Origin of the sequence: Pseudomonas sp. efr-133-TYG-103a, from assembly GCF_030209235.1 — a bacterium.
GTDB lineage: Bacteria > Pseudomonadota > Gammaproteobacteria > Pseudomonadales > Pseudomonadaceae > Aquipseudomonas.
In genome coordinates this window covers 44,363-64,636 of sequence record NZ_JARVSK010000021.1, presented here as the reverse complement: position 1 = coordinate 64,636, position 20,274 = coordinate 44,363, and the positions used below count along the sequence as shown (strand labels likewise).

Sequence of the window (20,274 nt, the reverse complement as noted above, 5' to 3'; positions counted from 1 at the left end):
TTTGAATAACGGCTCATATACAAACAGCCCCTTTGGCAGGGGCTGTCATGCGCTGCCGCAGGGGGCACCGGCAATCAATCAACGGCGCAACCAGGAATCGACGGCTTCGATGCCATATTGTTCTTTCCAGGCCTTCAGGCCACGGTGATTTCCACCTTTGGTCTCGATCAGCTCACCCGTGTGCGGGTTCTGATAGACCTTGACCACGCGAGCGCGGCGACGTTTCGGGCCTGCCGGGGCGGCGGCAGTCGCGGTCGGATTGGGGTCGAGGATGGCGATGATGTCACGCAGATTCTTGTCGTAGGAACTCATCAGAGCCTGAAGCTTCTGCTCGAATTCGATCTCCTTTTTCAGTCCGGCGTCGTTCTTCAGGCTTTCCAGCTGAGCAAGCTGTTCCTGAAGGGCTTTTTCTGCTGCGCGAAACTCGGCAAGTCTGGACAAATATAGTACTCCGGCGGTAATTGGCTGTTGTCAGCCCAATGCAAGCAACATAAACGCAAGTATCGGTCCAACGCTCATTGTGTGACTGCCCCGGATGTGACATCTCGACCGGTTGAAGAGTGACAGCGCAGGATCGGCGTCGCATCAACGGTGGGGTAGTTAAGTGGTACGGGCAAATAATGCACGTTTTTTTCCACTTGTAAAATAGCCGGAGGGTAATTGTTATATGAAACTTCCTCGGCGAGATATGCAGGTCTGACAAAAAACTGCGTATCAGGAGAAAGATGTTGTAAGTAATTTCTGAAACTATGCTGATATTGGAAACTATCGTGCCGCGTTTCTGCACGGCGAGTTGCGCACATTACAGCCCTTGTTGTAACACGGGATCGTCGGGGTTCTGCTGCTCCAGTTCGGCCAGCAGCACCTGAACCTTCTGCAGTTGACCGTTCTCCTTCCAGTAATGAATCAACAGGATCCGGGCGCGTCGGTTCGCCGGCTGGCGTTGCAGAATGTCCTCCAGCTGGCGCTGGGCGGGCTCCAGCTGCTGCAGGTCATGCAGTGCCACCGCCAGATCGTAGCGATATCCCGCATTCTCCGGTTCAAGTTCCACGGCTTTGGTCAATGCCAGCAGCGCGTATTCGCTTTGTTGGTGATGCAACAACCATTGCCCCAGCGCATGTTGCAATAAAGAAGATTGCGGGTGTCTGTCGAGCAGTCGCGCCAGCAATTGGCGAGAACGGTCGGCCTGGCCTTGCTGATCGAGCAACTGCACTTGCGCCAGGCCGATCTGAATCGTGTTCGGCTCAAGTTTTTGCCCCAGTTCCAGTGCGGCGAATGCCTTATCGGGTTGCCCATTGTTGACATACAGGCGCGACAGTTGAAGTTGACTCTGTCCGCTGGGCGGTTGTGAGATCAATGCACTTTCATATTCCTGAGCCGCTTCCTGAACCGCCCCGTAATACAGACCCAGATCGTCCGGCGTCAGTCCCAGCAGGGCACGGACCGCAGTGAAGCGCACGCCTTGATCGGGATCGTCGAGCAGCGGGCCGATCAGCAGACTGCGCTGTGCCTCGGGCAGCATGCTCACTACGGTTTCGATCGCCGTCTGGCGGATCAGTGGAGCAGGGCTCTTGAGGTCGGCGCGCAGGATTTTCAGCGCCTGAGTGCTGGGGTAATTGACCAGTTCGACGAGCAGGCCGGCGCGACGAATGTCCGACAGATCCGTGCGACTGAATTGCTGATACAGCACGCGAGCAGCACCGGCCTTTCCTGCATGGGCCAGTTCGAGGGCTTCGGCATAACTGTGATTGACCACCGGCGCTGCGGGCGGCGCGTGCCAGCTGCGAACCAGCAACGCCGCGCCGATCAGCAACAGCAGCACCGCGAGCGCGATGACGGCCTGTACGCGGCGGCGAGTTCTCAGTTGAGCGGGCGTGCGCTGCGAAGACGCTTTTGACATACCGATTTCCGTTTTTGCGTGGTCAGCAGCTTCGGGGAGTGATGGCCGAGTGTCAAACGCCGCAGGGCGAAATCTTGACTCGCACGCGGGCCTGTATCCGCCCTTGCGCCACTTGCCGGCCAAAAAAAAGCCCCGGACCATGTGAGCCCGAGGCCTGTGGGGCGACCGGTAAGTCGCCCCACGTGCTGTCGATGAATCAGGCGTTAGGCTGCCAGCCGCCACCGAGCGCTTTGTAGATGGCAACGATGCCACGGTACAGATCGATCTCGGCCAGCGCCTGACTGTCCTCGGCTGCCAGCCGTTCACGCTCGGCGTCAAGCAGCACGAGGAAATCAGCCGTGCCTTCCTTGTACTGGATGCTCGCCAGATTGGCCGCCGCGCGACTCGATTCGCTCTGGCGCACCAGCGACACCAGACGCTGCTGGCGCTTGTCATAGTCGCTGAACGCGTTTTCGGTTTCTTCCAGCGCCAGCAGCACTTGCTGTTCGTAGTTGGCCAGCGCGCCTTCAGCGTCGGCGTTGGCGCCTCGGATGCGCGCCTTCACGCTGCCCAGGTCAAACGCCGCCCAGGTGATGCTCGGGCCAAGGCCCCAGGCTTGCGCTGCGCTCGAACCGATTTGCGAACCCCGGCTGGCGGTGAAGCCCAGGAAGCCGCTCAGGCTGACACGGGGGAACAGGTCAGCGGTCTGCACGCCAATCCGCGCGGTCTGCGCCGCCAGTTGCCGTTCGGCGCTGAGCACGTCGGGACGGTTTTCCAGCAGCTTCGTCGGGTCGCCGATCGGCAGCGCCTTGGAGATCGCCGGCAGCTTGGCCGGAGCCAGGCTGACGCTCATGGCGTCCGCACGCTCGCCCAGCAGCGTGGCGATGCGATTGCGCTCGCGCACCTGCTCGGCCTGCAGTTGTGGAATGCTGGCCTCGACCGCCGCCAAACGCGCGTCGGCGCGCACCACGTCGATTTCGTTGCCCACGCCTTCGTCACGCAACTGCACCGTGACGCTGCGCGAATCCTGCTGGTTCTTCAGGTTGTCGCGGGCGATGTGCTCGCGCAATTGCGCGCCGCGCAGTTGACCGTAGGCGTCCACCAGCTCGGCGATCATCGTGACCTGCAGCTGATAGAGGTTGGCCTCGGCCACCTGCTGATCGGCTTCGCTGGCTTCCAGTTCGCGCTGGATGCGGCCGAACAGGTCGATCTCCCAGGCCATGTCCAGGCCCAGGTCGTAGCGTTCCTGATTGATCCGGTGTTCGGTTTGACCGGGCACCTGGCTGCGACCGATCTCGCTGCTGGCGCGGCTGGTGACGACCGGCATCGCGTCGTTGCTGATGTCGTCACGGATGGCACGGGCCGCTTTCAGGCGGGCGAACGCCACGCGCAATTCGCGGTTGCCTTGCAGCGACTGGGCGACCAGCGCGTTCAGCGTCGGGTCGTCGAACTGCTGCCACCAGATGGTTTCAACGCGACTGCGGTCATAGGTGCTCTGCGTGGCGGCCTGAATGTTGGCCGCCGCAGTGTCGGGCTTTTTGTAGTCAGGGCCGACGGCGCACGCCGCCAGCGCCAGGACCAGCAGGCTCGGCAGGAAGAGTTTTGCAGCCTTCATCAATGAGCCTCCGGAGCGATAGTCTGAACGCGTTGAGCCTTGGCTGCCTTGCGCGCCTCTTTGCGTCCAACGTAATTACGAATCAGCACATAGAACACGGGGGTCAGCAGCAGACCGAAGAAGGTCACGCCGAGCATCCCGGAGAACACCGCCACACCCATGGCGTGACGCATCTCGGCACCGGCGCCGCTGGAGATCACCAGGGGCACCACACCCATGATGAACGCGAAGGAGGTCATCAGGATCGGCCGCAGACGCAGGCGGCAGGCTTCCAGAACAGCCTCCAGCGGGGTCTTGCCTTTTTCCTGCTCATCCTTGGCGAACTCGACGATGAGGATCGCGTTCTTGCACGCCAGGCCCACCAGTACGATCAGGCCGATCTGGGTAAAGATGTTGTTGTCGCTGCCCGCGATGATCACACCGGCGATGGCGGACAGCAGCGTCATGGGCACGATCAGGATCACCGCCAGTGGCAGGCTCCAGCTTTCATACAGCGCCGCCAGTACCAGGAACGCCAGCAATACGCAGAGCGGGAAGACCAGCAATGCCGTGTTGCCCGAGAGGATCTGTTGATAGGTCAGGTCAGTCCACTCGTAGGTCATGCCGTTGGGCAGTTCCTGCTTGAGCAGTTTTTCCATCGCCGCCTGCGCCTGACCCGAACTGAAGCCCGGACCTGCTGCGCCGTTGATCTCGGCAGTGATAAAGCCGTTGTAGTGCATGACGCGGTCAGGGCCGGAGGTGTTGGTGACCTTGAGCAGCGTCGCCAGCGGAATCATCTCGCCCAGGTTGTTGCGCACCTTCAACTGACCGATCTGCTCTGCGTCCTGACGGAACTGCTGTTCAGCCTGAACGTTGACCTGATAGGTCCGGCCGAAGCGGTTGAAGTCGTTGGCGTACAGCGAACCCAGATAGACCTGCAGGGTGTCGAAGATGTCGCTGATTGCCACGCCGTGAGTCTTGGCCTTCTCGCGGTCGATGGCGGCATCGACCTGTGGCACGTTCACGGTGTAACTGGTGAACAGTGCAGCCAGTTCCGGCACGCTGCGGCTCTTGCCGATGACGTTCATCGTTTCTTTGTACAGCTCGTCATAACCCAGGTTGCCGCGGTCTTCGATCTGCAGGCGGAAACCACCGATGGTGCCCAGCCCCTGAACCGGCGGCGGCGGGAAGATCGCCATGTAGGCTTCCTGAATCCCGGCGTATTTGCCGTTCAGCTCACCGGCGATGGCACCCGCCGATTCACTGGCCAGTTTACGGTCCTCGAACGGCTTGAGGGTCACGAAGACGATGCCGGAGTTCGGGCTGTTGGTGAAGCCGTTGATCGACAGGCCCGGGAACGCCACCGCGCTCTCGACACCCGGTTGCTTGAGCGCGATGTCGGACATGCGCTTGATGACGTCTTCGGTGCGATCAAGACTCGCCGCATCCGGCAGTTGCGCGAAGGCCACCAGGTACTGTTTGTCCTGCTGCGGCACGAAGCCGGTCGGCGTGGTCGAGAAGCCCAGCCAGGTCATGACGATCAGGCCCGCGTAGACCACCAGCGCGACGCCACTGACACGAATCACCCGGCCGACCGCGCCAACGTAGCCGTTACTGGCTTTGACGAAGAAGCGGTTGAACGGACGGAACAGCCAGCCGCCGAGCAATTTGTCGAGGAATCGCGAGAAGCCATCCTTCGGCGCATCGTGAGCGCGCAGCAGCACCGCTGCCAGTGCAGGCGACAGGGTCAGCGAGTTGAACGCAGAGATCACCGTAGAGATCGCGATGGTCAGGGCGAACTGTTTATAGAACTGTCCCGTCAGGCCGGAAATGAACGCCGCCGGCACGAACACCGCACACAGCACCAGCGCCGTCGCGATGATCGGGCCGGTCACCTCGCGCATGGCGATCTGCGTGGCTTCCATCGGCTGATGACCCAGTTCGATGTTGCGCTCCACGTTCTCCACCACCACGATCGCATCGTCCACGACGATACCGATCGCCAGTACCAGACCGAACAGCGAGAGCGCGTTGAGTGAGAAGCCGAACAGGTGCATGACCGCGAAGGTACCGATCAGCGACACCGGCACGGCGGCCAGCGGGATGATCGACGCACGCCAGGTCTGCAGGAACAGGATCACCACCAGCACCACCAGGATCAGCGCTTCGAACAGGGTGTGAACCACCGCCTCGATCGAGCCGCGCACGAAGATGGTCGGGTCATAGACGATGCTGTAGTCCATGCCTTGCGGGAAGTCTTTCTTCAGCAACTCCATTTCGCTGCGCACTTCGTTGGAAATGTCGATCGCGTTGGAGCCAGGACGCTGGAAGATCGGGATCGCGACGGCCGGCTGATTATTGAGCAGCGAGCGCAGTGCGTACTGGCTTGAACCCAGTTCGACGCGGGCGATGTCTCGTACGCGAGTGATCTCGCCGTTCTCGCCAGCGCGGACGATGATGTTCTCGAACTCTTCCTCGGAAACCAGACGGCCCTGGGTGTTGATCGACATCTGGAAGCTGGTCGCGCTCGGGGAGGGCGGTGCGCCCAGTTGACCGGCTGCTACCTGACGGTTCTGCTCACGAATCGCGTTGACCACATCGGTCGCGGTGATGTTGCGCGAGGCGGTCTTGTTCGGGTCCAGCCAGACGCGCAGCGAGTAGTCACCCATACCGAACAGCTGCACGTCGCCGACACCGTTCAGGCGAGCCAGCTCGTCCTTGATGTTCAGCACCGCGTAGTTGGACAGGTAGAGCATGTCGTAACGCTGATCCGGCGAGGTCAGGTGGACCACCATCGTCAGGTCCGGAGACGCCTTGTCGACCGTGATACCGATGCGCGTCACTTCTTCCGGCAGCTTCGGTTCGGTCCGCGTCACGCGGTTCTGCACCTGCACTTGTGCGGTGTCCAGATTGGTCCCCAGCGCGAAGGTGATGGTCAGGGTGAGTTTGCCGTCAGCCGTTGCCTGCGAGGACATGTAGAGCATGTTCTCGACACCGGTGATGGCCTGTTCCAGTGGCGCGGCCACGGTTTCGCCGATCACTTTCGGGTTGGCGCCGGGGAAGTTGGCGCGCACGACCACGGTCGGCGGCACGACTTCCGGGTATTCGCTGATCGGTAGCTGAAACAGCGAGATGGCGCCCGCGATCAGGATCAGCAGCGACAGCACTGCCGCGAAGATCGGTCGCGTGATAAAGAATTTGGAAAAATTCATCGAGTGAGTCCCTTAACCGCGTGGCGAAGCGGCAGCGGCAACCTTGGCGTCCAGTTTCTTCTGGGCCTGAGGTTGGTTGCTGGCTTCAAGTGCTTGGCGTTGTTGTTGCAGCGCGGCGAGCGTTTCAGGGCTGGCCATCGGGGTGTCCTGCGGGTCGATCGGCGATCCCGGACGAACACGTTGCAGGCCGCTGACGACAATGCGGTCGTCCTTGGCCAGACCGCTGCGCACGATGCGCAGGCCTTCAAGCTTCGGCCCCAGGTCAACGCTGCGGTAAACCGCCTTGTTGTCCTTGTCGACCACCAGCACGAATTTCTTGCCCAGGTCGGTGCCGACGGCTTCGTCCTTGATCAGGGTGGCGGAATAGGTGCCGCTGCCGACCAGTTTCAGACGTGCATAAAGGCCCGGGGTGTAATCGCCCTTGCTGTTGTCGAATACGGCGCGGCCACGAATGGTACCGGTGCGCGGGTTGACCTGGTTGTCGACGAAGTTCATCTGACCCAGGTGCGGGTTCTCGGCCTCGTTGGACAGGCCCATGTACACCGGCGTGGTCGCGCCGCGTTTGCCGTCGCGGGCCAGTTGGTTGTACTTGAGGAACACGCGCTCGTCGGCGTCGAAGTAGGCATAGACCTTGTCGGTGGACACCACGCTTGTGAGGATCGACTGGTCGGCGGTGACGATGTTGCCGGCGGTGATTTCGGCGCGGCTGACACGGCCGGTGATCGGCGCGGCGACGCGGGTAAAGCTCAGGTTCAGGCGGGCCAGATCCAGTTGTGCCTGGATCGCGGCGACCGCAGCCTTGGATTCCTGCGCGGTGGTGGTACGCGAATCGGCGAGTTCGGCGGAGATCGCGTTGTTGGTGCGCAGGCGCTCGCCACGCTGGGCTTCGTTATTGCTGCGTACCGACGCTGCCTTGGCCTGTTGCAGTTGGGCTTCGAGGCGATGCACTTCGGCTTCGAACGGGCGCGGGTCAATCTGGAACAACAGATCGCCTTTCTTCACCAGCTCGCCGTCGGTGAACGCGACCGAATCGATCTGACCGGAGACACGTGGACGCACCTGTACGGTTTCCGGCGCTTCCAGGCGCGCGGTGACCTCATCCCATTCGTTGACCGGTTGCTCCAGAACCTTGGCCACGTTGACCTTGGCCGCAGCCGGTGCCTGCGCGGCCGATTCCGGGCCTTTTCCGCACGCACTGATCACCACCAGTGCCAGCGCGGCAAGGGGATAGCGCAAAGGAGTAAGTGACTGAACCATGGGAAAATCCGCCGATGTTATTGAGATGGGCGGATTCTGTTCTCGAGGGGTTTATTGCACGAATCGAATACGACGAAGGTAAATATCAGTCTGAATGATATTGACCTGCGCAAAGGCTCTAGACGAGGCTGTCCGGAAGTCGATAACGCTTTTGGTTGCTCCCACTTGTGCGCTGATTCGCACCGGGGATTCGAGTGATTGCGAATGGGCCAGGTTGCTGATCAGTCGTCAGGCAAGTGCAGCTGCACTTCCATGGCGTCATGAAGGAGTCTGACGACCTCGATCACGTCGTCGCTTGCCACACGATAGAACACGATATGGCGTGGGCTTTTGACCATTCCATGGGTTTGCTTGGCCTGCTGGCGTGAATAGATGAGGTGATAGCTGCGAAGGCCCGGTGCAAGCTCATCGCGGTCGTGGCTGCCAATGCGATCAGGCGTGTCGGCAAGCGCTTGCAACGCCGCGAGGATCAGCGCCTGGTAACGCTGGCGCGCTTGGTCGCCGAATTGCGTTTGGGAGAGCCTGAGGATGTCGACAATGTCGGCGCGCGCCGGGTTGGAAATCCGATACTGCGGCATGCTCAGTGTTTCTCTTTCGCGGGGAGGGTTGCCTCCAGGCTCAAGCCCTCGAGGTAGTGCTCCAGATCCCCTGCGTTCACCTGCGTAAAGCGCCCATGCTCAAGATCCATGATACCGATCGAGGTCGCCTGACGCAGTGCCTCGATTTTGGCGGTGTCCTCGGCGACGCGCTGCTCCAACAAACGTAACCCTTCTCGCATCACCTCGCTGGCATTCTGATAACGGCCGGACTGCACCAGATCATGGATGACCTGTTCCTGGTGAGGGGTGAGCACAACATTTCGCGTCGCCATAGATAGCTCCAGTTCTATCAACCAAGTCCTGTTTATCGTTGGCATATTATGCCATTTTGGTCAGGAAGACAGCTCTGGGGCCGACAACCGGCGATTGGGTGATGGCTGACTGGCGCCAACTGCTAAACAGCCTGCAAGGAGAACCTAGAGGCTGTCCGGGTCACCAAAGAACATTTTGACTGGGCTCTAGCTCGGTAATTGTAGCCTGAAACAAACGAATTGTGCCCCCAGTTTTGCCCCCCATCAACATGGGGTGCGCGAGCGATCGCGAATGGCGATCTCCGACGGACTGAAGTGTGGCAGTGGCTTGTATTCAGTGCGCCTCGGTATGCTGGATGAGCAACCAGTATCTGGTAAGTCCTAGGTCGATCGGAAGAGGATATGAGTAATGAGTCGATATCCTAAAACGGAGTTGTCGAGTCTGTGTCCTCAACAGATATCCTGACATTGACTCGCGAGATACTCGTGCTCTGCGTGATTTGCCAGTAGGCATCGATCCCTGTCTCCATCGACAGTTGGAGCGTAATGCTGGGTGCCCGGTCACGGAAAACGCCTAAGAAGCGGTTCTCCAGTATTGAAGTGGTGCTCAAAGTTGAAATCATCTTTCTGGTCTTGGGTCTCGATAGGCTGGTTGGACCCAGAACCTTCCTCTTCAATTGGCCGCCAGGTGGGCTGCCAACGAGGGCACTCAGGTTGAGATGCAGAGGGAGCGCCTTACCTGAATTTGCAATTGATCGTGACAAAGATGAATTTTGAATATCGTGTCGAGATTGTTGGGTGTAAGCGCAACGAATCAGGCCTTGCCTTGCTTAGCTAACTGCCTGATCCCTAGTGCTAGTCAAAGATTTTATCTTGTGGTTTCCTTAGGGCTTGCAGTGGTGATCTCGTCTAGCTCAATTAGTCTGTTACTCGGGACGGTTAGCTCGGTAACTGATGTCCATTTTTCATTTTCTACCAGTTTGGCAAGTGTGAATAGTTTATCCTCGAACCCGACGAAAACTCTACGTGCTTTTTCGTAAACCTCTACAAACAGATTTCGCTGAGTTTGGTCTGCCTCTGTTCTTGGTGCAGTTGGTTCGGTTCGAATTCCGGTGAGTATAATCATTAGCTCGTCAATCCTTCCTTTGTCAGTAAGGCCGGAAGTGTCAATGACACCGTTCTCATAAACGTCATTGACGTTCTCTTCTTTAAAGTTGGGGGTATTGTTCGCATACCATTCAATCTCAGCGAGTACTCCAGCGCATAGCACCATAATTCTACTCGTAAGATATTCTTCAACTGCTTGTGCTGAAACGAGTTTATTAGAGGGTTTTGGAAATACAGTTGCAGCACCTGCGGCCTTTCCGCGGTAGATGTCAACGCAAACGCCTCCGATCTTGAATCCTACCTCTCGAGCCATGAGCCAGTGTCCTAGCTCATGATGAATGACTCGCCTCACGTCTTGTTGCTCGCTCAGCTTTGGCAGTGCCATAAACAGTCCTTAATACATCGAATGTCGTTTTACAGTCAGGATTCTTCGGCTGTGACGGCTTTGAAACCGTGTACCTTTGGGGGCATATAGTTGCTCCGCCTGATCAAATCTCCTTTAAACCGGCGAAAGCATTTGCCAGGCCTACCAGCGCTGGGCGAGGGCAGGGCGAAGGTTCGACAAGGCAGGTGGCAGCTCCTGATGACAGACCATGCCGAGGTATGTCGCTGCCCGGGTGGCACCTACATACAGGAATCGCTCGAACAGAGTAGGTTTCGCTTCGACGAGCTCATCCAGCCCTATGAAGAACACGGCTTCGAATTCGAGCCCCTTGATGTGCTGGACATCAAACACCCGGATATCGGACTGGTTACCCAAAGACTGGCCATCGACACAAGGAACCGCGAGCAGACTCCTGCTCTCTAGTTTTTTGGTGAGCGCTTGGGCAACGAGTTTCACGTGCGCCTCGGATGCGACCAGGACGGCAATGGTAGGCACCGGCTCATTTTTGGAGCGGATCTGATCTTCGATCTCGAAGATCGTCTCGGCGACCCAGGTGACGACGTCTTCACCCCGGAGGTTTTCCCCTAGCACCGGCGGTACACCTTCGTGAGAGGAGTGCTCCGGCAGGCTGCCTACTGCTTCAGTGTCTCCATCCATGTGCTCGAGCAGTTTGATGGCAAAGCTGTTCAATAGACGACTCTGCCGATACACCGTGTTGATTCGCTGAGGATTGAGGCGAGGGGAAATCCACTCAAGCTGATCGAGGTGTTTGAGGCCAACCCCTGTGATCCGTTGGTTGAAATCTCCGCAGGCGAAGAACGATTCAATAGCAGGGTCAGTCAGGCTCTCCATGCAAGCAAGCTGGAGGAGCGAGAAGTCCGTGGCTTCGTCTACTAGGACTTGCTGCAGGAATTGGCTCGAGATCCTGGCAAGCTCGGTGAAGCGAGGTTCGTTTATGTGCCGCTTCACAAAATCCTGACGGATAAGTTCGCGAGCGGATCGAAGCATGAGGAGAAGAATGGCGTCGAGCTCTGTCTCATCAACGTGGGAAGCGTGCTCTGGCCGCTCATAGCGGTACCGATCAAGCGTTACGCTGTCGCGACGGAACGCTCTGTAGCTTGCCGGGACATCAAGTATGTACCGTTTCCAGGCGTCCCTGAAGCGCCGCAGCGCGTTCTGGAAGCACATCTCTCGCCCAAGCATTGCAAGCCATTCATCTGAGGGGACTCGATCTCCAAGCCAGTCTCGTAATTGAGCTGCACGGCTTGTCTTACCTAGATTGCTGTTACGATAGCGAGTGCGCGCATAGGCCTGAAGGAACTTTCGGTAAGCCGCGAATGCTTTGAGCTCTGCGCTGTGCGACGGCGTAGCAATACCATCGTCAGCAGTATCGTCATCAAATTCGGCACCTTCCTCGTCCTCATCATCATTTTGGCCAAGGCTATCAAGGAAGGTGGCCATTTCTGCGAAGACGGCTTTGTTCCGGTTGTGAAGGAGGTTGCCTTGCTTCTTGATCAGATCGTCTGTGGTTGAGCGACTGGCTTTGAGCATAGGATCAATCCGCGTCTCGAGATTGTTCCACTCGGCATACGCGCTCAGCAATCCTTCTGGTCGAAGTCCATCTGACATTGCAAACAGCTTGTGCACCACTGCGTCTACTAGGTTCGGGGCAGAATCCCGCAGTAAAATTCCTCCTTCCTTCAGAGAGGAGAGGAGGCGGCTTTGGTGTAGAGCTTTAAAATCGGCAAACCACTGGCGCGGATCATCGTTGATGTCCACCGGGGCGAATTGATGATCTTCCTTGAGAATGCATGTGCCACTGTTGCCCGTCTTGAGGATGCCAAATGTAGACCTTGCCAGTTCATGTCGGCGCTTGCTCCAGGTCTTGATATGCTCGTCCGAAGCCGGCACGTTCTCACGGCTGAAGGCCTCTTTGACGTAATGCTTTAAGAGGTCTGACGGTGTGAACATCATCCAGCGTGAGCGCTTAGACTGGGGGCCCAGCAAGAGGCGCTCGTCCTGGCTAAGCGCCTCCCAGTCGAGCTTCTGGCCGAGACGTTTAATCAGGGTGGTTGTTTTGCCTGTCCCCGGTGGGCCAAGGATGATTAGCTGGTGGTCTACTGAAAGGCGGAAAATTTCGTCCTGAAATTTGTCAAGAATCGCTTGGTCTCGAAGAGCCATAGCGTTTCGGATCTCGTGACGCACACCTTCGCGGATCTTCTCAGTTTCGGACGTGCCGGCGAGCATGGCAAAAAACGAATTGCTGTCGTCGGGCTGTATAACCTTGCGAAGAGATGGGATCGTCTGAGGTGCTGAGCTTTCTTGGCGCCAAATGCTGTCAATTGAGTCCCAGAGCTCAGCGCTTTTCTGAGGTTTTAACTCGAGTTTGTCCAAGACCCGGTAGCTGACTTTTTTACCCGCGATCTCTACATCAACGTCCTCACCTGCGCCGTGGGCAGCCAAGCGACCGAACGGAGAGCGGTAACCGGCTAGCTTGCCGTTATTAAGGACGAATCCTCCTGTGGTGCGGCAGATGTAGTAGGTCTCAACCTGGCCTTTCTCGTTTTCCACCACGATCCGCGAGACAGCTGGCTCTCGGATGAGGCTAACCAGTGATTTGGTCACATCGTCAGAGATGGATGCGATCTGCTCAACGGCAGCGGCACCGGTGAAGGTATTTACAAATGCTAAGGCATCAGAGGCTTCGCGACTCCCCGATGTGAGCTGTTTAGAAGCAATTTGTTCGATCTGGTGAAACGAGTCTAAGGCGTGGTTGGCAAGATCCAACGCATCATTGGCACTCATTGAAGCACTCCCTGTTTCAAATGTTCATGACTTCGTCTGCCAGACATGCATGTGCGTAGATTCATGTACTCATGGCGATGTTCATCGGCTGCCCCAGATCCTAAATCCTGATGGCTTTTGTTGCTAGCAGATTGCTATGGATCTGGTATCGTCCGGGCATTGTTGCCTTTCGCGACTCGCCGGCACAGGAGACGCCAGCTTGGGAGCTCTGCAGAAATCGTCGCCCTTTCTATCTAGATTTGCGACGCCTAGAACAGGAGAGGACAGTATCCCGGGCTTCTATTCCCCGGAGCTCCAGATGTGGGCCGTTGAGGCTCCTGATGGAGTAGTTCCAATCATCGCTGACGGAGCGCTGAATGAGCTGATGACCAAGACCAAGGTCAACTCTGAGCAGGATGACGAGGCGTGCTGGCAGGTTGAGCTGTTGACCAAAACCTACCAGAGAGTCGAAAGCGATGACGACGATCCCAGTCCTTACCGAGTCCAACCAGCTGATTCAGGCTCCCCGCGTCGATTCGACTCGAGCAATCACCTGCTGCAGCTGGTAACCAAAACCGATGCGACGACTGAGCGCGATGATCAATGCAGTGCCAATCACATCCTGAAGCTGATCACCAAGACTAAGGTCGAGCTGGAGCGGGACGACAATGGTGATCCAACCTTTGGGCTAGATGCTCGTTACTACTCGGACTGAACTGGAAGCGCTTCATGTTGCTGCTAGTTACAAATTGTCGTGACATCACGATGGACTACGTGGTTGCTGAGCTCCGTCGACGTGGCCAGCCTTTTTTCCGGCTGAATACCGAACAGTTGCCCCAAGCGTTGTGCTCGATGGCAGGGTTTCCCCGGGACGCGTGGTCTATTTCGCTAGACGGGGTAGTAGTCCGCGGGGCAGCGATAACAGCAGCTTATTTCCGTAGGCCGGGAGCTCCAGTTGTACCGGACACGGCAACGGATCCTGGAGAGCGGGCCTACATCGAAGCGGAGTGGAGTAGCTTCCTCAAAAGCCTTTACTCCCGTTTAGAAGGCCGGTGGCTGAACTCTCCCACCAAGATCTTCATGGCTGAGGACAAGCCGATGCAGCTCCTTCTCGCACAGGAGATCGGCTTCCATGTACCACAGGCATTTGTGACGAACGACATCTTATGCGCTAGGGCTATCTCTGCTCTTGGCCAGGCCATTGGAAAGCCTCTTCGACAAGCGGTGTTAGCAGGCGAAACGGAGCGAGTCATCTTCACCTCTCGACTCGCTGAGATTGAGGATGAACAGGCGGAAGCCATCAGGCTGACCCCCTTCATTGTGCAATCAGAGATCTTGAAGCAATACGATGTCCGAGTGACCGTCGTGGGCGGGCGGGTTTTTGCGACGGCGATCTGGTCACAAGATAACGAGGAAACGATAACTGACTGGCGCAAGGGCAGTCGTCCTGATCTTCGCCACGAAAAGATTGTTCTTGATCGACGCGTTGAACGTCAGTGCGTGAAGCTCGTCCAGCGCCTAGGCCTTCGTTACGGGGCAATCGATTTGGTTTGCGATCAATCGGGCAAATTGTGGTTCTTGGAGATAAACCCGAACGGGCAGTGGGCCTGGATCGAGAATCTCACGGGTTACCCAATCGCTGCTGCAATCGTAGACGAGCTGACGGTGAACGCCATTGCTCAAACTTAAAGACTGGATTCATTGGGTATGGCCGACCCTCATCCCGTTGTCGCCTGGTCAGCAGGCTGACGATGTGGAATGGAAGCAGGGCATTGCTGCGTCTGTTCAAGCGGGGGATTGGTCGACAGACAGCGACGTGGTGCTGGACGAGTCACGCCGTCTTTTCGATGCAGAGGTTGACCGCAGGAAGGGAGCTGACGCGAAAGCCGGTATCTACCTAGCCGCCATTACGGCGCTGATACCCGTCCTAGTCTCACTGCTGCCCACTCTGTGGAGCGACAAGTCGAGCAAATGGCTAGGCTGCATTGGTCTCGTCCTGTTCGGATTGGCAGTGGCCTTTTTGCTACGCGCAGGGGCGTGGGCATTCAGCACGTTGAAAGTCGCAGGGTTCGCTCAGCTTGGCCCAGGAGAGCTAGCCAATGCCTGGAAAGGAAGCTCGCCTAAAGCGGGCTTAGCCAAACAGCTCGCCCGCGCCGTTCTGCATAACTACTCGCTGGTCAACGAAAAAGTGACCGGCATCAAAATGACCCATGAGTATCTGCTTCGGGCCTTTTTGACCTTCACTATTCTCCTTGTGCTTCAGGTGATGTGGCCGTTTGGCGCGTGGGTAGTCGAGAAAAGCGCCAGGTTGATCGAGGCTCCCGTCCCAGCTCCATTGATCATGTGCTACTCGTGACGGTACGAATCCGAACGATCTATCCCTGAAGATGCTACGTATCCAGTACTTCTGAGATGTTTGAGCATGCATTTGAGGCGGTGCTATGGGCGGAGTCAAGAGAATGATGGAAGAGGACATGGAGCGAGGTTTCTCGCGAGTCGAGGACACGTTCGTGTGCTTACGCTGCGTCGAAGATGACGGCCTCAAAGCTTTCATCAAGGATAATTCGATGAGCGGAACCTGCAGCTATTGCGATGGAAGCCGACGCGTCGCTGACATGAATGACGTGATTGAGCACGTTTTCAATAGCCTCTCAATAGAGTGGGGCGAAGCTACGAATGAGGGGCTGGCTTACGAAACCCGTGAAGGAGGCTGGCAGGGCCGCGTATACGGTACTTGGGAGCTTCTTTACTACCACGGCCCCGAGTGTTCGGAAGAAGTGTTCGACACTATCGCCGGATCCATACACGACGTGGCGTGGTGCGAGAGAGATCCGTATTCGTTACCCATTGATCGAACGATGGTCTACGGATGGCAGAGCTTCAGTCATTTCATCATTCACACAGCACGATTCGTGTTTTACAAAGCTGTGAACACCTCATATGCGGCTGATCAGCACGATGAGATGAACCCGGTCGACATTCTTGAAATGCTGGGGAGCGTGGCGAAAAAGCTCGACCTAATTGATACAGTGCCTACAGGACAGTCGATCTTCCGCGTTCGCATCGTCGATCCTGAGGTTCACCTCAGCCGAGCTGGTGAGCTTGGGCCGCCACCAGCCGCGCATGCGAACATGCCGAACCGGATGAGCCCCGTGGGAATCCCTATGTTCTACGGGGCGTTCGATCAAGACACCGCCATTCGTGAAACCTACGATCCTGCTGAGGGAGCCCTTAAGAAGGCAGCCACCGGCGAGTTTTCGCCTATCAGGGATCTGCGGGTGGTTGATCTGTCCCGCTCGTTTTATGTGCCGAGCCTTTTCGATCCTGAACTGCAAACGCTAAGGCCATACTTCAGCTTCATGTGTAACTTCGTCGAGGATTTCACCAAACCGATCGAGCGCAGCGATCGAGCTCACGCGGACTATGTTCCAACCCAGGTGGTGACTGAGTATTTCAGGCACGTCTACCGTACCGATGACGATCATCAAATTGATGGGATCATCTACCCGAGCTCGAAGACTGGGAACAAGGCGATCGTTATTTTTGCTGATGCTTCAGGCTGTATCGACGCTGGCGATACGTCTAGTGATCGAACGCTGTTGCGGCTCGACAGAGCATTCGACATTGACCTGGCCGACTTCGCGGCAGGCGAAGATGACGATGAGATATTCTGATTATCTGCAGATGCATTGGAGAAGCAGGGCATCTGTTGAGTGGTTTAGGATTACCCCTGGGAATCGCCAGTCTTTATAAGCCTCAACGGAGAAGCAGGCACCTTGAGCATGAACTGGTTCTCGACCATCTGCCTGGTCAGTCCAGCCCCTGCGAGAACCCGGCTCCAAGTCGAAAAATCCAGGAGATCGATTGCTCGTTGCACAAGCAGGGGAGACTCCATTGGGATGAGCTCGTCGAACTCCTCGTGCTTAGTAAACCCTTTCCGAGCGAGATAAGTGAAGCCGCTCTTGGCTTGGTCAGCGGTGAGAAGATCCAAAGCCCGTGCACGATAAATCAGCGCCTTGAAACTGACCTTCCAGCGAAGCTTCAAGTCTTTCAGCGCTGGCCAGTTGAGATACTTACCTCGCATTGCTGGGAACTCAGCGGCGAAGCTAGCCCTTGGCATGAGTAAAGCGCTGGCGAACTGATTAGCTTGCTCTTCCGTTTCCCGGCAGCCGGTTTCCACCCCTTGATGCATCACAAGATGACCGAGCTCGTGGGCCAGATCGAAGCGCTGCCGTCCAGGGTTCACCTTTGAGGTATTCCGGACGATCAATGGACGTTTGTTGAACAATGAAAAGGCGTCAACGCGATCGTCCGCGTCCGCCAGGTTGACGACGAGCACCCCAATCTTTTCCGCAAGCTTGGTAACGCTCGAAAGTGGGCCCAAACCTATTCCTTGCTCTCTCCTAAAACGCTCGGCCACCTGTTCAATTTTTCCGGCACCGGTGACTGGCTCCTCGATGGCAAGGAAATCGACGGAAGGAAAAGCTACCTCCTTGTCCAGCTCATCAACGAGAAGCTCGAAGATCTCCACTTGGGCTGCAATTGTTTTCTTGAGCGTTTGGGTCGAGGCTCGCACGCTACGAAAGTGGCATTGTTCAAGCTCAACACCACTTTTGCGCGGAACGAAGAAGAAGCTCTCCTTGACGTTCAGGATTTCGCATAGCTGCTTCAACTGTCCAGGATTGGGAATTGAGTTGATCTCAAGCTTGTGTGCGTATTGTCTGGTCACGCCAAGGAGCTCGCCGATTTCAGCAAGGGATCGCCCCGAGGCGCACCTTGCAAGGCGGAGCTTGTCGGGTGAGAACTCATCACCCAGAGGCAGAAGGCCTGTTGTGTCATTCATCTTTCAAGTCAGCGTCTTTCGTTTCTTTCTGCGCAGCGTCCTTATCGCGACGAACTGGCAGAGAATCATCAATTTCAACAATAGGGGAAAGCTCGGTGACGCGGACAGAAACCAGAGGTTCGTAGTTATGTGTCCACTTGCTAACGACATTTCGGTTGGTGTCGAAGCCCAGGACAGACACGGTGAGAGTCGGGCCATCTGGATTTCGATCGCTGTCTACGTACAGCCGCCACGTTACGTTCCCGTCAGTAGCCGGCCCTAGAAGGCTGTCGTGGTAAAGCTCAACGACGTTCTTCTCCACTCGATAGCCTTTTTTGCGAGTGTCGGGATCATCCGTGACTACCTGCATCAAAACCCCATCAATGCTGACCGTGAAATCCAGGGTGTTGTTGACGAGCTTGAACCAAGGGAGGTCACCCTGGAGATGTAAACGCTTGAAGCGGCCATGAATGCGACCGTAAGGGAAGATCCCTCGAGTCCAGTTAGTGTCATCGTCAGTGGAGGTAGCCTCGAGCGCCTTGTAAGCAGCATCCAAGAGGTTGTTGCAGACGACATCAAGGTGAGCGCGGCTGAGCTTCGGCTCAAGCTCGCTTGGATGCTGGTAATCAGGCATGCATTTCTCCGAAAAGCGTGCAAATAATCTGTAGTGTCAACCGGGATTTTTGTGCATAATTCTGAGAATGTCAACCTCTGGCATAGTGGTCAGAGTGATCAGTAGCCATGCTAACAAGGCGTGCGCTTTGGCTGCTCAAACTCATGCGAGCTTGGCGAATCTTGGGGTGATTGGGGGTTTTATGAACGTTTTCATCAGCTCTGTCGTTCGAAATTTTGAGAGCTATCGTGCGGCAGCCAAGAAAGCTGTCACGCTGCTGGGGCATGTGCCAGTGATGTGCGAGGATTTTGGGGCGCGGCCTTATTCCTCTCAAGAAGCTTGCATGACTGAGGTCGAGCAGGCAGATGTGGTGGTGCTGGTGCTAGGTGCAGATTTCGGATTTAGAACTGTATCTGGGGAGTCAGTGACACAGCAAGAGTTCCGGCGCGCTCGTGTTGCAGACAAGCCCATCCTCGCGTTCCTGCACGATGTGGACGTGGAGGGGCCCCAGCAGGAGTTTCGCTGGGAAGTATCGGATTATGTCGACGGCCTTTTCCGCGCGACATTCGCCAATGAGCAGGAGCTCTCGGATGGTATCGTCCGGGCATTAAACCAGCTGAATACGAACCGAAGTGCAGTTAGTGAGGAGGAATTTGAGAAACAACTTCAGATTCGGAACGCCAACGGTCGGTGGGGTGGCCGAGACCACGAAACACGGATCGAGCTGGCCTTCCTCCCTCAGCCTGCTAGCCCTGGCAGTCTGCGTGCCATCCACGCGGAGCATGAATCGTATTTCTTGAAGTTTTGCCAAGCTGGACTCAGCACGGTCAAAGCCGGCTATGTGGACTTCGACAGGGATGAGCTTACTGGAATTGATGCTCCGGGCTTGATCTGGCGGCATCACGATCGTGGACTGTCCTGGTTGTCGATGACCTTGGCAAACCCAGTCCGCACGTCTAACCACTTTGACGGTTACTACATATCGCCAACACAAGTGAGACGCTTGGCAGAGGCTGCGCATGAGATTCTTTGCCAGGGCCGAGGAGGGTGGTTTCAACTGTCTCTCTATGGCGTTTCATACAAAGTATTTGCTGAGCCGCCTGCGGTTGCCACCAGCAGTTTCACTATGTCGCACCGGTCGGAGCAAGAGGTGGAGGAACGCCGGCTGCTCGTCCCAGCTACCCCTGCGGCTTATGGGCGATGGCTTGATGACGTGATGTTCAAGTTCAAGCGTAAACTGTCGTCATAGCCTGTCTTTGCGCCTGGCAGAGGGCTGCCAGGCGCGCCTCGCGTACTTAGCTGGAAGAAATATGAAGGATCATTCCGCTCTCAGCCACCTCTTCAAGTTTGAAGAAACGACCAGCCACCTTGAGGGCGGGGAAAACAACACAAGCGGCGTAGGGGTCACTGTATTGAGTGGATATTCCTTGGACGTCGAACACTATCTGGCCGGGTGGAAAGCCTAGGTTTTGGGCACGCATCAGGTTGTGAAGTGCTCCCTCCCTCTCTCCATTTGCCTCTGCAACCTCAATCACTTTCTGGCGGAGAGTGTCCACGTCCTCGTCAATCACTTCGGTGAAAAACTGCTGCCTGCGATGCCTTCCGAAGCCGAATCCTGCCGAGTTGGCAGAGCCAATACGATTGAGCGCGATGCATGCAACGGTAACCAGTTCCATACCACTTCCTTGGTTTGCCTACGGTACTCATTTCATAGATGAAAAATGGTTGGAACGCCAGGAAGCTCAAGAGGTTAAGCGGAACCTTCCAATTT

The 20,274-nt window shown here is 56.8% G+C and carries 17 protein-coding genes; 5 read left to right on the top strand and 12 right to left on the bottom strand.

The features are described from left to right. Nucleotides 1-78: 78 nt before the first annotated feature. The 9 genes from QRN36_RS18425 to QRN36_RS18385 all read right to left on the bottom strand — a co-directional run bounded on the left by QRN36_RS18425 (nt 79) and on the right by QRN36_RS18385 (nt 13,089). Nucleotides 79-441: a histone-like nucleoid-structuring protein, MvaT/MvaU family gene (locus QRN36_RS18425; RefSeq protein WP_285425369.1), complete on the bottom strand. Its 363-nt coding sequence runs from the start codon at nt 439-441 to the stop codon at nt 79-81. Between the two features lie 361 nt (nt 442-802). Next, nucleotides 803-1,900: a hypothetical protein gene (locus tag QRN36_RS18420; RefSeq protein ID WP_285425368.1), complete on the bottom strand. Its 1,098-nt coding sequence runs from the start codon at nt 1,898-1,900 to the stop codon at nt 803-805. Between the two features lie 196 nt (nt 1,901-2,096). After that, nucleotides 2,097-3,494: an efflux transporter outer membrane subunit gene (locus QRN36_RS18415; protein WP_285425367.1), complete on the bottom strand. Its 1,398-nt coding sequence runs from the start codon at nt 3,492-3,494 to the stop codon at nt 2,097-2,099. Next, nucleotides 3,494-6,685 (bottom strand): efflux RND transporter permease subunit, encoded by a 3,192-nt coding sequence (locus tag QRN36_RS18410; protein WP_285425366.1) that lies wholly within the window; start codon nt 6,683-6,685, stop codon nt 3,494-3,496. Before QRN36_RS18410 ends, QRN36_RS18415 begins: the two co-directional genes overlap by 1 nt. 12 nt (nt 6,686-6,697) lie before the next feature. Beyond that, a complete protein-coding gene (gene mexE / locus QRN36_RS18405) occupies nt 6,698-7,942 on the bottom strand; it encodes a multidrug efflux RND transporter periplasmic adaptor subunit MexE (protein WP_285425365.1) in 1,245 nt (414 codons plus the stop codon). A 221-nt stretch (nt 7,943-8,163) separates the two neighbouring features. Continuing rightward, nucleotides 8,164-8,520, bottom strand: a complete 357-nt coding sequence (locus QRN36_RS18400; protein WP_285425364.1) for a type II toxin-antitoxin system RelE/ParE family toxin — start codon at nt 8,518-8,520, stop codon at nt 8,164-8,166. A gap of 2 nt (nt 8,521-8,522) precedes the next feature. Next, complete coding sequence (locus tag QRN36_RS18395) at nt 8,523-8,813, bottom strand: type II toxin-antitoxin system ParD family antitoxin (protein WP_285425363.1); 291 nt, start codon at nt 8,811-8,813, stop codon at nt 8,523-8,525. 847 nt (nt 8,814-9,660) lie between these two features. After that, nucleotides 9,661-10,284 (bottom strand): hypothetical protein, encoded by a 624-nt coding sequence (locus QRN36_RS18390; RefSeq protein WP_285425362.1) that lies wholly within the window; start codon nt 10,282-10,284, stop codon nt 9,661-9,663. 141 nt (nt 10,285-10,425) lie between these two features. Next, nucleotides 10,426-13,089 carry an ATP-binding domain-containing protein gene (locus QRN36_RS18385; RefSeq protein ID WP_285425361.1) on the bottom strand — a complete coding sequence of 888 codons (2,664 nt, stop codon included), beginning with the start codon at nt 13,087-13,089 and terminating at the stop codon, nt 10,426-10,428. A gap of 364 nt (nt 13,090-13,453) precedes the next feature. On the opposite strand from QRN36_RS18385, the gene QRN36_RS18380 reads away from it, so the two are divergent. The 4 genes from QRN36_RS18380 to QRN36_RS18365 all read left to right on the top strand — a co-directional run bounded on the left by QRN36_RS18380 (nt 13,454) and on the right by QRN36_RS18365 (nt 16,742). Continuing rightward, entirely contained in the window at nt 13,454-13,783 is a 330-nt protein-coding gene (locus QRN36_RS18380; RefSeq protein WP_285425360.1) for a hypothetical protein, read from the top strand. Between the two features lie 14 nt (nt 13,784-13,797). Further along, a complete protein-coding gene (locus tag QRN36_RS18375; protein WP_285425359.1) occupies nt 13,798-14,757 on the top strand; it encodes a hypothetical protein in 960 nt (319 codons plus the stop codon). Then, complete coding sequence (locus tag QRN36_RS18370; RefSeq protein ID WP_285425358.1) at nt 14,744-15,424, top strand: hypothetical protein; 681 nt, start codon at nt 14,744-14,746, stop codon at nt 15,422-15,424. Before QRN36_RS18375 ends, QRN36_RS18370 begins: the two co-directional genes overlap by 14 nt. 103 nt (nt 15,425-15,527) lie before the next feature. Further along, on the top strand, nt 15,528-16,742 hold the full coding sequence (locus tag QRN36_RS18365; RefSeq protein ID WP_285425357.1) for a HEPN-associated N-terminal domain-containing protein: 1,215 nt from the start codon (nt 15,528-15,530) through the stop codon (nt 16,740-16,742). Nucleotides 16,743-16,792: 50 nt separating this feature from the next. Here the strand turns inward: QRN36_RS18365 and QRN36_RS18360 are convergent, their stop codons facing one another. Both QRN36_RS18360 and QRN36_RS18355 read right to left on the bottom strand, forming a co-directional pair. Next, nucleotides 16,793-17,911 (bottom strand): XRE family transcriptional regulator, encoded by a 1,119-nt coding sequence (locus QRN36_RS18360; protein ID WP_285425356.1) that lies wholly within the window; start codon nt 17,909-17,911, stop codon nt 16,793-16,795. Next, complete coding sequence (locus QRN36_RS18355) at nt 17,904-18,524, bottom strand: hypothetical protein (protein WP_005737903.1); 621 nt, start codon at nt 18,522-18,524, stop codon at nt 17,904-17,906. Before QRN36_RS18355 ends, QRN36_RS18360 begins: the two co-directional genes overlap by 8 nt. Before the next feature lie 181 nt (nt 18,525-18,705). Between QRN36_RS18355 and QRN36_RS18350 the strand changes: the two genes are divergently transcribed. Further along, nucleotides 18,706-19,752 carry a DUF4062 domain-containing protein gene (locus QRN36_RS18350; protein ID WP_285425355.1) on the top strand — a complete coding sequence of 349 codons (1,047 nt, stop codon included), beginning with the start codon at nt 18,706-18,708 and terminating at the stop codon, nt 19,750-19,752. Between the two features lie 46 nt (nt 19,753-19,798). Here the strand turns inward: QRN36_RS18350 and QRN36_RS18345 are convergent, their stop codons facing one another. Next, the gene (locus QRN36_RS18345; protein WP_285425354.1) at nt 19,799-20,179 is read right to left on the bottom strand and encodes a hypothetical protein; all 381 of its coding nucleotides are present in this window, start codon (nt 20,177-20,179) and stop codon (nt 19,799-19,801) included. Nucleotides 20,180-20,274: the final 95 nt, after the last annotated feature.

Bases quoted from the DNA above. Each gene is read 5' to 3' on its own strand.
- QRN36_RS18395 (WP_285425363.1), bottom strand. From the start codon at position 8,813: ATGGCGACGCGAAATGTTGTGCTCACCCCTCACCAGGAACAGGTCATC.
- QRN36_RS18375 (WP_285425359.1), top strand. From the start codon at position 13,798: ATGTTGCTGCTAGTTACAAATTGTCGTGACATCACGATGGACTACGTG.
- QRN36_RS18355 (WP_005737903.1), bottom strand. From the start codon at position 18,524: ATGCCTGATTACCAGCATCCAAGCGAGCTTGAGCCGAAGCTCAGCCGC.
- QRN36_RS18380 (WP_285425360.1), top strand. From the start codon at position 13,454: ATGACCAAGACCAAGGTCAACTCTGAGCAGGATGACGAGGCGTGCTGG.
- QRN36_RS18420 (WP_285425368.1), bottom strand. From the start codon at position 1,900: ATGTCAAAAGCGTCTTCGCAGCGCACGCCCGCTCAACTGAGAACTCGC.
- QRN36_RS18390 (WP_285425362.1), bottom strand. From the start codon at position 10,284: ATGGCACTGCCAAAGCTGAGCGAGCAACAAGACGTGAGGCGAGTCATT.
- QRN36_RS18410 (WP_285425366.1), bottom strand. From the start codon at position 6,685: ATGAATTTTTCCAAATTCTTTATCACGCGACCGATCTTCGCGGCAGTG.
- QRN36_RS18415 (WP_285425367.1), bottom strand. From the start codon at position 3,494: ATGAAGGCTGCAAAACTCTTCCTGCCGAGCCTGCTGGTCCTGGCGCTG.
- mexE (WP_285425365.1), bottom strand. From the start codon at position 7,942: ATGGTTCAGTCACTTACTCCTTTGCGCTATCCCCTTGCCGCGCTGGCA.
- QRN36_RS18345 (WP_285425354.1), bottom strand. From the start codon at position 20,179: ATGGAACTGGTTACCGTTGCATGCATCGCGCTCAATCGTATTGGCTCT.
- QRN36_RS18400 (WP_285425364.1), bottom strand. From the start codon at position 8,520: ATGCCGCAGTATCGGATTTCCAACCCGGCGCGCGCCGACATTGTCGAC.
- QRN36_RS18365 (WP_285425357.1), top strand. From the start codon at position 15,528: ATGATGGAAGAGGACATGGAGCGAGGTTTCTCGCGAGTCGAGGACACG.
- QRN36_RS18350 (WP_285425355.1), top strand. From the start codon at position 18,706: ATGAACGTTTTCATCAGCTCTGTCGTTCGAAATTTTGAGAGCTATCGT.
- QRN36_RS18385 (WP_285425361.1), bottom strand. From the start codon at position 13,089: ATGAGTGCCAATGATGCGTTGGATCTTGCCAACCACGCCTTAGACTCG.
- QRN36_RS18360 (WP_285425356.1), bottom strand. From the start codon at position 17,911: ATGAATGACACAACAGGCCTTCTGCCTCTGGGTGATGAGTTCTCACCC.